The organism is Mucilaginibacter pallidiroseus, assembly GCF_007846085.1.
In the GTDB taxonomy this organism is placed as follows: Bacteria; Bacteroidota; Bacteroidia; order Sphingobacteriales; family Sphingobacteriaceae; genus Mucilaginibacter; species Mucilaginibacter pallidiroseus.
In genome coordinates this window covers 420,629-432,501 of record NZ_VOEJ01000001.1, presented here as the reverse complement: position 1 = coordinate 432,501, position 11,873 = coordinate 420,629, and the positions used below count along the sequence as shown (strand labels likewise).

Genomic DNA, 11,873 nt, shown 5'->3' with positions numbered 1-11,873 from the left:
TCCCTCAAATATTACATGTAAGGCCATAAAAAAAGCGCATCCTGTTTTAGGGTGCGCCTTTTATTTCAAATTATTGTAAGCGATGACCTACTAATACATTATAACTTATGACAAATAACTGCCTTAAGCAGTTACAACATGCTCTTTAGCAGCTAAGTAACGCTCTGCATCTATAGCAGCCATACAACCCGTACCTGCAGCAGTAACTGCCTGGCGGTATATATGATCTTGTGCATCACCGCAGCAAAATACGCCTTCAACATTCGTTTCGGTTGAACCGGGGCGGGTGATGATATAACCCGTAGCGTCCATATTCAACTGGCCTTCAAAAATATCTGTGTTCGGCTTGTGACCAATAGCTACAAAGAAACCGGTAACATCAAGCACGGTTTCAGCGTTGCTTTGATTATTAAGAATTTTAACAGCATTTACGCTTTGTCCGTCGCCCATAATTTCGAGGGTTTCGGTATTGTAAAGCACCTCAATATTTGGGGTGTTAAGCACGCGGTGCACCATGGCTTTTGACGCACGGAACTCATCGCGCCTCACTATCATGTAAACTTTTCTGCAAAGTTTGGCAAGATAGGTAGCTTCTTCGGCAGCGGTATCACCGGCACCTACTATGGCTACGTCCTGGCCTTTGAAAAAGAAACCATCACAAACGGCACATGCAGATACGCCGAAACCGCTATATTTTTGTTCGCTTTCCAGCCCCAGCCATTTTGCTGATGCTCCGGTAGACACAATTACAGTATCTGCTAAAATAGTTTTGCTTTCGTCAACCGTTACTTTGTGTGGCAATGAAGAAAAATCAACCGAACTAACATAACCAAAACGTATATCAGTACCCAGGCGCTCGGCCTGTTTGCGAAAATCTTCCATCATTTCCGGGCCCATGATACCTTCCGGGTAGCCAGGGAAATTTTCAACGTCAGTTGTTTGGGTTAGCTGCCCACCAGCCAGCATGCCGGTGTACATAACAGGTTTAAGATCGGCACGTGAGGCATAAATTGCCGCTGTATACCCCGCAGGGCCCGATCCAATTATTAAACATTTTACGTGTTCAGTATCTTGTGACATGTAATTTAAATAAATAAGATGCGAATTTAGTAAAAAGAAAAACGCTGACCGTCAACCAGCCGTAAAACTTATCAACGTTGAGCTTTAGCAAGATCATTATGTTGATTACTTGCCGGCATTGGCTTTTAGCACGCGTATAAAGTTACCGCTCATAATCTTACCAATTTCCTTTTCAGTATATTTTAGCTTCATTAATTCGGTTGCTATTTTTTCGTAATCCAATACGCTATCTATTCCCTTGGGATATGATTCGGCACCGTCAAAATCCGACCCGATACCTACGTGATCTACCCCCATCAGCCTAACCATATAGTCGATGTGCTTAATAAGCATAGCTAATGGCGGGCGAAACGCTTCGGCTTCTTCTTTATGAATTACGTTAAGGCGAATGCTGGCCAGGTCATAATCATTGTAAACCTTATTGAGCGAATCCATTTCAACTTTATGCTTTACCAGGTAAGCTTCGTGTTGTGCCTCGTAAGCTGTATCAATAAAGCCGCTGTAAAAATTTACAAATACTACTCCTCCGTTTTTGGCAATGGCCTTAAGCTGGTAATCTTTCAAATTACGCCGGTGTGGTGCCAATGCGTAAGCACAGCTATGTGATGCGATAACAGGTTTTGTAGTAAGTGCCATGACATCATTAAAAGTTTGCTCACCAGGGTGCGACAAATCTATCATTATACCCAACTTGTTAAGCTTACGTACAACCTGTCTCCCAAACTCATTTAACCCTTTGTGTTTAAGCGTGTCTGCGTGCTTCACTTCATCGCGAGCAGATGATGCCCAGCCTGTACTGTTGTTCCAGGTAAGTGTTAGGTAAACCATGCCCCGGTTATGAAGACTATCTATGTAATCTAACCTGTCCTCTATCATGTGGCCACCTTCAACACCTATCATAGCCGCAAGTTTCTTTTGCTTAATCATTCGCCTTAAGTCCTTAGCTGTGCGTACCAATGCGGTCTTACCGGGATTACGGTTTATGAGCGACATAAGCGAATCAATCTCCCGATTGGCGTAAGCATAAGCTGTGCCGTAACCGTATTGATCACCGCACCATATCGAGAATACCTGGCCACCAAGACTTGCCTTTTTAGCTCTTATCAAGTCAAAGTTACCTTGCGTTTGCTCCTTGCCTAAATCAACCTTTGTAATTAGTTGGTTCGAGATAACATCATTATGGGTATCAATTACAGTAAACTTAGGGTGAGGCCTGCTAACGTTCTGCGCTGAGGAAACATGAAAGGCAAAAGCAAGTAGCGGCAGCAGCAACTTTTTCATTCCGGTAATATAGCAAACCACGCTCAAACAAAAAAGGCCCTTGCTAACGCAAAGGCCTTAAATACTATTGAATAAGTATGTTATCCTTTAAAATGCTGAATAATCAGACTCGCTAATTCAACACCAATACGCTCCTGCGCTTCATTGGTTGCTGCACCGATGTGCGGGGTGAGTGAGATTTTAGGGTGTGACAAGATATCCTGACGCGGAGTAGGCTCGTTATCAAAAACATCAAGGGCAGCAAATGACACTTTACCGCTATCCAAAGCAGAAATCAGATCAGTCTCGTTTATTAACCCGCCACGTGAGCAATTAACCAAACCAACACCTTTTTTCATGGCCGCAAATTCTTCGGCACCTATCAAAGGTTTGTCAACAAACGGCGTATGTAACGATATAAAGTCAGCATTGGCAATAATATCTTCCTTGTTAGCCGTTTTCACTTGTACTTTGGCAACATAGCCACCGCCTAAAACGACGTCTACCTCCGGGTTGAACGGGAACACATCAAATGCAAGCACTTCCATACCTATACCGATGGCAATTTTTGCTACCTCGCGGCCTATACGACCGAAACCAAGAATGCCTAAAGTTTTACCACGCAGCTCAATGCCCTTAGCATAAGCCTTTTTATAATCGTTAAATTTTGTTGCACCATCTACCGGCATTTTGCGGTTGCTATCGGCCAGGAAACGCACGCCACCAAAAAGGTGCGAGAATACCAGTTCCGCAACTGATAGTGATGAAGAAGCAGGTGTATTATATACGCCGATGCCTTTTTCTTTGGCGTAATCAACATCAATATTATCAACACCTACACCACCGCGTCCAATTAATTTAAGGCCGGGGCAAGCATCAATTAAAGCTTTGCGCACCTTAGTGGCGCTGCGGACAGTAATTGCATCATATTCCTGCAGGCGAGTTGGTAACTCATCCTGGGGGATGTTATTTGTATCTACAAGAAAACCGGCATCTTCCAGCATTTTTTTGCCTATTGGGTCGATACCATCGTTAGCTAATATTTTGATCATTTTGTATCAGAGATTAAAGATTAGAGATCAGAGATCAGGCTTTTTACTAACCTCTGATCTCCAGTCTCCAATCACTTTAATATTATTTATTTTTCTCAGCAAACTCCTGCATAGCTTCAATCAGCACGTAAACGCTGGTTATTGGCAGTGCATTGTATATTGAAGCACGGAAACCGCCTACGCTTCTGTGGCCTTTTAGGCCAACTATCCCTTTCTCTTCGCATAATTTAAGGAAAGGTTTTTCAAGCTCCGGATTTTCAGCCACAAAACACACGTTCATGTGCGAACGGTCTTCTGTTGCAGCCACAGCCTTAAATAATGGATTGCGGTCAATTTCCTCATAAAGCACTTTTGCTTTTGCCTCGTTTTCCTTTTCAATAGCAGCAACGCCGCCTTTTGATTTTAACCAGTTAAGGGTAAGCATTGATACATATATGGCAAAGCATGGCGGCGTGTTATACATTGAGCCACCTTCTATTTGTACCTGGTAATTGAACATAGCAGGTATTTTCCGGCCTGTTTTGCCCAACAGATCATCTTTAACAATAACCAGCGTAACACCGGCCGGTCCCATATTTTTTTGCGCACCTGCGTATATCAAGCCGAAATCGGCAACGTTAACCTTACGGCTAAAAATATCTGACGACATATCACAAACCACCGGGACAGGCGATTTTGGGAACTGATGCATCTGCGTACCGTAAATGGTATTGTTTGATGTGATATGAAGATACGCTGCATCCTCAGGTATTTTATAATTTGTTGGGATGTACGTAAAGTTGCTTTCCTTTGATGTTGCCACCACTTCCACCTCACCAAAAAACTTGGCTTCTTTTAAAGCTTTGTTTGCCCAAACGCCTGTTTCAAGATAAGCGGCTTTGCCACCCTCTGGTAACAGGTTATAAGGAGCTAATGCAAATTGTGTACTTGCACCACCTTGTAAAAACAATACCGAATATCCCTCGGGTACTTCAAAAAGCTCCTTAACTAACTTAACAGCTTCGTTTAACACTGATTCAAACTCAGGCGATCGGTGCGAAATTTCCAGTAAGGATAAACCTGTTCCGTTAAAATCGATTACTGCTGCTGCAGCCTGTTTCAAGACTTCGTGGGGTAATATGCCTGGTCCGGCACCGAAATTGTGTTTCATAATGTTAGCGAATTTAAATGCTATTGTTTATTATCAAGTTGATATTTGAAAGTGCCGAAGTTAGTAATTCCGACAAAGTTTATAGACTATTTTTGCTTTTTTTTGAAATAAAAACCAGCCGATTGAAGTATGGTGTCAGGCTGTGGATCAGGCATTTTTTAACCCGGAAATGGCCGATGAGGGATCACCTCCTGAAAATATTGAACTGCCTGCAACCAACACATTTGCACCGGCTTGCACTAATTGAGTTGCATTGGAAGTATCAACACCTCCGTCAACTTCAATTACAGCGGACGATTGCGCCGAAGCGATGAGTTGCTTTGCCTCAACAATTTTATTGTAGGTATTTTGAATGAACTTCTGACCACCAAAACCAGGATTGACAGACATGATTAAAACCAAATCGATATCGGCAATGATATCCTTTAACAACTGCACGTTGGTTGCCGGGTTAATGGCTACACCAGCTTTGCAACCTGCATCTTTTATAGCCTGAACCGTACGGTGCAAATGCGTGCAAGCTTCGTAGTGAACTGTAATGCCATCGGCACCGGCAGCTGCAAAGTCCTTGATATACCTGTCGGGATCGGCGATCATCAAATGTACATCAAGGGGCTTCTCAGCATGTTGTTTTATAGCCTTTACTACCGGGAACCCGAAAGATATGTTCGGTACAAATAAGCCGTCCATCACGTCGACATGAAGCCAATCGGCCTGGCTGTTGTTCAACATTTCAACATCACGCTGCAAATTGGCAAAGTCGGCAGATAAAACTGAAGGTGCTATCAAGTGGTTCATGCCGGTAAATATAAACGGATTTGATATAGGCCGCTTGTTTTGTTGAAAAACGATTTATAATGTTTACACGTATATGGCAGGTACGAATAAATCTAAGTAGCCGCGTTATAAAACCATCTGAGGTATTTCGCCTTCAATTACAAGCTTGCCTGCAGTTGCTTTCATTATATAATCAACGCTTATGCCTGGTGCGCGCTCTAACAATTTAAACCCACCCTCGGGCAGTACATCAAGCACAGCCAATTCGGTCACTATCTTCTTCACGCAGTTAACACCCGTTAACGGCAAGGTACATTTGGGTAATAGCTTCGATTCGCCTGCTTTATTTACGTGCTGCATGGCTACCACAATGTTTTGAGCCGAAGCTACCAGATCCATAGCGCCACCCATTCCCTTTACCATTTTGCCAGGTATTTTCCAGTTGGCAATGTCTCCATTCTCTGAAACCTCCATAGCTCCCAGTATCGTAAGGTGCACTTTTTGCGCCCTGATCATACCAAAGCTCATGGCCGAATCAAACACGGCCGAGCCTGGCAGCATGGTGATGGTTTGTTTGCCCGCATTAATGAGGTCGGGGTCTTCCTCACCGTCAAATGGAAAAGGTCCCATACCCAGCAAGCCATTTTCTGATTGCAATATTACATCCAAGCTTTCCGGAATGTAATTGGCTACCAGCGTAGGTATACCTATCCCAAGGTTAACGTAATATCCGTCTTTTATTTCTTTGGCGATGCGTTTGGCAATGCCTGTTTTGTCTAACATGGATGTAATTTTGTTTACTGTGATTCTTCAGTGTTAGCGAGTAATTGCACTTGCCAACTAAATAGTGTTCTCGCTGCCTTTTTGCCTTACGGTTTTATGCTCGATACGCTTCTCATAGCCTTCGCCTTTAAATATGCGGTGCACATAAATTCCGGGTGTGTGGATGTGATCGGGATCCAAGGTGCCTGGCTCAACCAACTCTTCCACTTCGGCAATGGTAATTTTACCCGCCATGGCCATTACAGGGTTAAAGTTCCGCGCTGTAGATTTATAAATCAGATTCCCTAAGGTATCACCCTTCCAAGCTTTTACAATAGCAAAATCAGCATCGAAGGCCATTTCCATCAGGTAGTCTTTCCCGTTAAAATTGCGCACTTCCTTGCCTTCGGCTACTTCTGTGCCTATACCTGCGGGGGTAAAAATTGCCGGCATACCATATCCTGCAGCCATGCACCGGGTTGCAAGGGTTCCCTGCGGTATCAGTTCAACATCAAGTTCGCCACTTAGCAACTGGCGCTCAAACTCGGCGTTCTCCCCTACATAACTGGAGATCATTTTTTTTACCTGCCGGTTTTGCAGCATCAGCCCTATGCCAAAATTATCTACACCGGCATTGTTGGATATACACGTAAGTTGCTTAACTCCTTTTTTTACAAGTGCGCCTATACATTTCTCGGGCAGTCCGCACAAACCGAAGCCACCCAGCATGAGGGTCATGCCGTCTTCAATGTCGCGTATTGCCTCATCGGCACCGCTAACAACTTTGTTCATAATGTTATAATTGGTTATAACAAACTTATCATTTTCTTTTAAAATTTAGCCTGCTGTTAAATCATAAACGGTACATTAAAGCCTTTGTTTTTGTATCGATAAACGCCAGATTTTGGCTATTAAACATTACAATTTATTTAACCTGAAATTAAATTTGCGAAACAATTTGACGAGCCAAACCTTTTAATATTATACATCAATCTATAAACAAAATGGAAGCAAATAATCAGACACAACCCAATGCATACCGTGTTGAGGATGATAATAATTTAGAAGAAAAAGACCTGCGCAAAGAGGCTTTTATGTTTGGGTCAGAAGAGAAGCAAGGAAATGAACCGGGCATGGAAGCGGAAGGTGCAGGTGGTCATAGCTTTGGCAAAAACAATAGCACACCATCGGGTGATGACAAGAATAATCCATCGCAAACTGCCGGTTATAGCAATGAATACTTCAGGCGTACAGAGCCATCAGAAGAGCACCCGGAAAATAATAACTTTAAGGACCCTAATCAGTTAGGTCAATCAAACTATACTGCAGCTTCGGGCAACATAGACATTGGCTCATCGGAAAATCAGGGTGGTGATGATACCGAGCAGACGGATGATCGCGAACAGAACCGCACAGAATCTGACGAAACCTTCCAGGAAGGCACAGCTGATGGAAACGACAATGTGAATATACCGGGGCCAAACGAGACACCTGATCAGCAAAAAGTTGCAGAGTAAGCGTTTTCAAAGTGAAGCCCAAACAAGCAAAGGCGCTGTATACAATGTTTTACAGCGCCTTTATATAATCTAAGAAAAGGTACAACGCCTTCTTTTTATCTTCCGTTAAATCGAAGTCAAGGTTGTGCATCAGGTATTGTTCTAAATCAAAGTCGGGATGCTTTGGAAGTTCTTTTAATAGTTCCCGACGATGATCCAAACCGAATTTAAGTGCTTTGTCAAACGCTACCATAAAGTCTGCCGGAATTGGTTTATTAGCTATCCATGCTGCAAACACGAAAGGCAAACCGGTAAAATTCTTCCATTCTTCGGCCAGGTCATATACATATTTATACCGTGTAGGCTTACCAAAAGTACGGTCGCCTATTTGTACAAAGGCTGTATTTTCGTCGTCAGACGATGCGTAATCCGGCGCGTCTGCAATGAGTTCGGGCTGCACCTTCCAAAAATTCTTGAGCAGTACCTTGGCCAGATTGTTCGAGCTGCGAGATTGCGGGTCGAGCTGGACTTTAGTGGCTTGCCTTATGTCACAATTACTGAATATAAAAACTGATTTCACGGCCCCTACCGCCCCTATGCAATAGGCAGAAATGATTTCCCATTGCGGCAAGCTTAAAGTAGCCGCCACGGGGATCAATCCTATATCAGCTTTATCATCAATAAGTTTTTGAGCACAATCTGACGGCATATCCAGTGAAAGATCAATCTGATCCATAATGTCCGAATGTTGCAGGCCGTATAAAAAGGGTTTGGTATTGGTATAACTTACAGCAGAAATCCTAATCTTATTCACTTATCGTTCTCCAGTCATCAATTATTTTAAATGCAAGGCGTTGTTAGCCTCGGCTATGGTAAACTTACTACCATCATACACTACTTTATAAAGCACAAGGTTTTGATGCGGAAAGGCATCCATTTGAGTTAATGGCTGCTCGGTAAGGATGCACATCAACAAGCGCAAAGCACGACCGTGCATACAAACTAAAACCGTTTTTTCTTCAGGATGACTCATGATAACGTCGAGTGCCTCCAACTGGCGTACCTTAACTTCATTTGGGCTCTCGCCGCCTTCAAACTTTTCGTCAAGGTTACCGTCGAGCCAGTTGCGCATCAGGTCCAAAAAAGCAGCCTTTGTTTCGGGCGTAGCAGGTTGCCCCTCATGTATACCCCAGGCAAGCTCATCTAAACCGGCAAGTTTTTCAAAAGGTATGCCCATATCTATAAATGGCTGTATGCTTTGCTGGGTGCGTTTCAGCATTGATATGTAGATCTTGTCAAAAGCTACACCCTTGTAAGCTTCGTAAAACTGGCGAGCCTGGTTGCGGCCCTCGTCGTTCAAATCTGTATCACGGCCACGGCCTTGTACAATGCCTTGTTTGTTAAGGTCTGTTTGCCCGTGCCGTACTATGTATAGTGTCTTTTGTATTTCGTTCATTCGTTTTCTTTTAGCTCAAAGATGAAGAATAAGGCATTAAGCGCTTAGTGATGGCTTTTTGCTTTTAACTTTCGGCTTTGAGCTTTAGCCTAATTAACTACCGGTAATTTGTAAAAGCGCGGTTTTTCGGCTTCGGTAAATTGGTAGTCGTTGTAATCGGTAACTACATTGTATAATGTGTCACGCTCAATTGGATGGCGGCCAGCATTTTTAATCAGCTCAACCAATTCTTTAGTGCTCATGGCCGGGGTTTGTTCTTCCGCACCGGCCATTGAGTATATCTTTGTGGTATCATCAAGTGTACCGTCAATATCATCCACACCAAAGTTTAATGATAGCTGTGCTGTCGTGCGGCTAATCATTGCCCAGTAAGCTTTTATATGGTCGAAGTTGTCAAGGTAGATACGTGCAATAGCGTAGTTACGTAAATCTTCAATCACATTACTTTCGGGTACATTGCTCATCTGGTTATCCTGGTTACGGAACTTCAGCGGAATAAAGGTTTGGAAGCCATGGGTTTTATCCTGCAATTGGCGCAACTGTTCCATGTGATCTACCCTGTGCCAGTACTGCTCAATATGGCCGTAAAGCATTGTAGCGTTTGAGCGCATGCCAAGCTTGTGCCATTCCTCATGGATAGATAACCATTGATCGCCGGTACATTTATCTTTGGCAATCTGTTCGCGAATCTCCGGGTGAAATATCTCCGCACCACCGCCCGGCATCGATTCAAGACCTGCATCCTTCATCAACTTCATACCGGTGGCATAATCTATCTTAGCCTTCTTAAATATGTAATGATACTCCACAGGCGTAAGCGCTTTAACATGCAAGTCGGGCCTGTGGGCCTTTATGCGGCTAAACAACTCGGCATAAAATGGGACATCATACTGAGGCAAAACACCACCTACAATGTGTACCTCGGTAACCGGCTGTCCATCATATTTTTTTACAATGTCCAGCATTTCTTCCATCGTATACTCCCAGCCGTCGGCACGTTGCTTGATCAGCCTGGAGTACGAGCAAAATTTGCAATCGTAAACGCAAAGGTTGGTTGGCTCGATATGAAAGTTGCGGTTAAAGTAAGTTTTGTCGCCGTGTTTTTTTTGGCGTATATAGTTGGCAAGCACTCCCATGTACCCTAATTCGGCTTTTTCGTAAAGTAATACGCCTTCGTCGAACGTGATGCGCTGGTTATGGAGTACCTTCTCAGCAATTTGTTTAAGCTCAGGCAGCAGCTGGGGGCTATTCAGTAATACCTGGAAATTTTCTGATACTTCCATTTATAAAAACGTTTAGGCAAATGTAGCAAAATGCATTTGTTTTAATATGATTGTGTCTTGTTAACGCTTGTTCAAACATATAGTATGACAATGACGTTACAGACGTAAACATCAGTTTAAACACTACAATTTTGCTACGTTGCTATCATTTACGCCAATTTCTTAGTTAATTTGGCACATACTACCGCACGTTATGAAAATTGAAACCATAGCCATACACGCAGGCAACCACGTCGACCCAGTTTCTAAGTCTGTCATTCAACCCATCGTGATGTCGACAACGTTTGAGCGTAATGCCGAAGGTGGTTACGACTCCGGATACATATACAGCCGGTCGGCCAACCCTAACCGTACTGCTTTGGAAACGGTTTTGGCGCAATTGGAAAACGGTGTGGAAGCGGCAGCATTTTCGTCGGGCAACGCCGCGGGCATGTCTGTTTTCCAGGCTTTGGAACCGGGAACACATATTATATGTCCTGATGATATGTACCACGGTTTACGCAATCAGCTTAAGGCGTTATTTAATGGCATACTTGAGTTTGACTTTATCGATGTAAATGATGAGCAGGTTTTAAACCAGCACATCAAGTCAAATACAGGATTGATATGGATTGAAACGCCATCTAATCCTTTACTTAAAATCACCGACATTAAAAAGGTGGTGTCGATCGCCCGCGAAAAAAATATCAAGGTGGTATGCGATAATACCTTCGCCACTCCTGTTTGCCAGCAACCGTTAACATTAGGTGCCGACTTGGTAATGCACTCTACCACTAAATACTTTGGCGGACACAGCGACCTGATGGGCGGTGCTTTAATCACGGCCGAAAAGAGCGAGTTTTGGGACAAGATCCGTAACGTGCAAACCATGGGTGGCGCAATACCATCTCCTATGGATTGTTATTACCTTACCCGCAGTATTAAAACGTTGCCATATCGTGTCAAGGGCCATGTAAATAACGCATTATTAATGACCAACTTTTTGGCAAGTCACCCTGAAGTAGAAGCAGTAATGTACCCGGGCCTGTCATCACACCCGCAACACGATATTGCCAGGCAACAAATGAGTGGTTTTGGTGCCATGTTTTCATTTACCCTGAAAGGTGGAGAGGCAAAGGCGCGCAAAGTGATAAACAGCCTTGAAATATTTACTCAGGCCACCAGCCTGGGCGGTGTGGAAAGCCTTATTGAGCACCGCGCATCTGTTGAAGGCCCGGACACCAAGACACCTTTCAACCTGCTAAGGGTTTCCATAGGTTTGGAACATATCGACGACTTGATTGCAGATATGGAGCAAGCTTTGGCGGCTGTTTAATTTGGTTTTACGATAAAATGATAATTATTCAAAAATTTAATTTGGAAACTAAATCCACATTGCTCTATATTTGAAACATTATTTGGTAGTAATACCATGATCAAATTTCCCTCACACGGATTTTGATTTATAAAGAAGCGGCGAGAGATCAGGCTCAAAGAACCGCTGGCAACCCTACAAGGTGTAGAAGGTGCCAATTCCTGTCCCGGAAAATATGTTACCCGGGGGATATAAATTAATAG

At 43.4% G+C, this 11,873-nt stretch carries 12 protein-coding genes and 1 riboswitch; of the genes, 2 read left to right on the top strand and 10 right to left on the bottom strand.

Going from position 1 to position 11,873, the window contains the following annotated elements; all coding sequences use genetic code 11:
- Nucleotides 1-123: 123 nt before the first annotated feature.
- The 7 genes from trxB to FPZ43_RS01905 all read right to left on the bottom strand — a co-directional run bounded on the left by trxB (nucleotide 124) and on the right by FPZ43_RS01905 (nucleotide 6,876).
- Entirely contained in the window at nucleotides 124-1,080 is a 957-nt protein-coding gene (trxB, locus tag FPZ43_RS01935) for a thioredoxin-disulfide reductase (RefSeq protein ID WP_146380156.1), read from the bottom strand.
- A 105-nt stretch (nucleotides 1,081-1,185) separates the two neighbouring features.
- Nucleotides 1,186-2,361 (bottom strand): dipeptidase, encoded by a 1,176-nt coding sequence (locus tag FPZ43_RS01930; RefSeq protein WP_146380155.1) that lies wholly within the window; start codon nucleotides 2,359-2,361, stop codon nucleotides 1,186-1,188.
- 80 nt (nucleotides 2,362-2,441) lie between these two features.
- The gene (locus FPZ43_RS01925) at nucleotides 2,442-3,392 is read right to left on the bottom strand and encodes a D-2-hydroxyacid dehydrogenase (RefSeq protein ID WP_186461737.1); all 951 of its coding nucleotides are present in this window, start codon (nucleotides 3,390-3,392) and stop codon (nucleotides 2,442-2,444) included.
- A gap of 82 nt (nucleotides 3,393-3,474) precedes the next feature.
- Nucleotides 3,475-4,542: a 3-phosphoserine/phosphohydroxythreonine transaminase gene (serC, locus tag FPZ43_RS01920; RefSeq protein WP_146380154.1), complete on the bottom strand. Its 1,068-nt coding sequence runs from the start codon at nucleotides 4,540-4,542 to the stop codon at nucleotides 3,475-3,477.
- Between the two features lie 147 nt (nucleotides 4,543-4,689).
- A complete protein-coding gene (rpe, locus tag FPZ43_RS01915; RefSeq protein WP_146380153.1) occupies nucleotides 4,690-5,340 on the bottom strand; it encodes a ribulose-phosphate 3-epimerase in 651 nt (216 codons plus the stop codon).
- A gap of 105 nt (nucleotides 5,341-5,445) precedes the next feature.
- Nucleotides 5,446-6,102 carry a 3-oxoacid CoA-transferase subunit B gene (locus FPZ43_RS01910; RefSeq protein WP_146380152.1) on the bottom strand — a complete coding sequence of 219 codons (657 nt, stop codon included), beginning with the start codon at nucleotides 6,100-6,102 and terminating at the stop codon, nucleotides 5,446-5,448.
- Nucleotides 6,103-6,159: 57 nt separating this feature from the next.
- Nucleotides 6,160-6,876 (bottom strand): CoA transferase subunit A, encoded by a 717-nt coding sequence (locus FPZ43_RS01905; RefSeq protein WP_222430935.1) that lies wholly within the window; start codon nucleotides 6,874-6,876, stop codon nucleotides 6,160-6,162.
- Nucleotides 6,877-7,085: 209 nt separating this feature from the next.
- Here FPZ43_RS01905 and FPZ43_RS01900 point away from each other — a divergent pair, with 209 nt between their 5' ends.
- Nucleotides 7,086-7,598, top strand: a complete 513-nt coding sequence (locus FPZ43_RS01900) for a hypothetical protein (protein WP_146380150.1) — start codon at nucleotides 7,086-7,088, stop codon at nucleotides 7,596-7,598.
- Nucleotides 7,599-7,647: 49 nt separating this feature from the next.
- Here the strand turns inward: FPZ43_RS01900 and FPZ43_RS01895 are convergent, their stop codons facing one another.
- The 3 genes from FPZ43_RS01895 to mqnE form a co-directional block, all read right to left on the bottom strand.
- Complete coding sequence (locus FPZ43_RS01895) at nucleotides 7,648-8,391, bottom strand: menaquinone biosynthetic enzyme MqnA/MqnD family protein (protein ID WP_146380149.1); 744 nt, start codon at nucleotides 8,389-8,391, stop codon at nucleotides 7,648-7,650.
- A gap of 21 nt (nucleotides 8,392-8,412) precedes the next feature.
- Complete coding sequence (locus tag FPZ43_RS01890; protein WP_261380969.1) at nucleotides 8,413-9,033, bottom strand: histidine phosphatase family protein; 621 nt, start codon at nucleotides 9,031-9,033, stop codon at nucleotides 8,413-8,415.
- 89 nt (nucleotides 9,034-9,122) lie between these two features.
- Nucleotides 9,123-10,316 carry an aminofutalosine synthase MqnE gene (mqnE, locus tag FPZ43_RS01885; protein WP_146380148.1) on the bottom strand — a complete coding sequence of 398 codons (1,194 nt, stop codon included), beginning with the start codon at nucleotides 10,314-10,316 and terminating at the stop codon, nucleotides 9,123-9,125.
- A 193-nt stretch (nucleotides 10,317-10,509) separates the two neighbouring features.
- Between mqnE and FPZ43_RS01880 the strand changes: the two genes are divergently transcribed.
- Entirely contained in the window at nucleotides 10,510-11,631 is a 1,122-nt protein-coding gene (locus FPZ43_RS01880) for a trans-sulfuration enzyme family protein (RefSeq protein ID WP_146380147.1), read from the top strand.
- A gap of 124 nt (nucleotides 11,632-11,755) precedes the next feature.
- A riboswitch (SAM riboswitch) is annotated at nucleotides 11,756-11,868 on the top strand.
- Nucleotides 11,869-11,873: the final 5 nt, after the last annotated feature.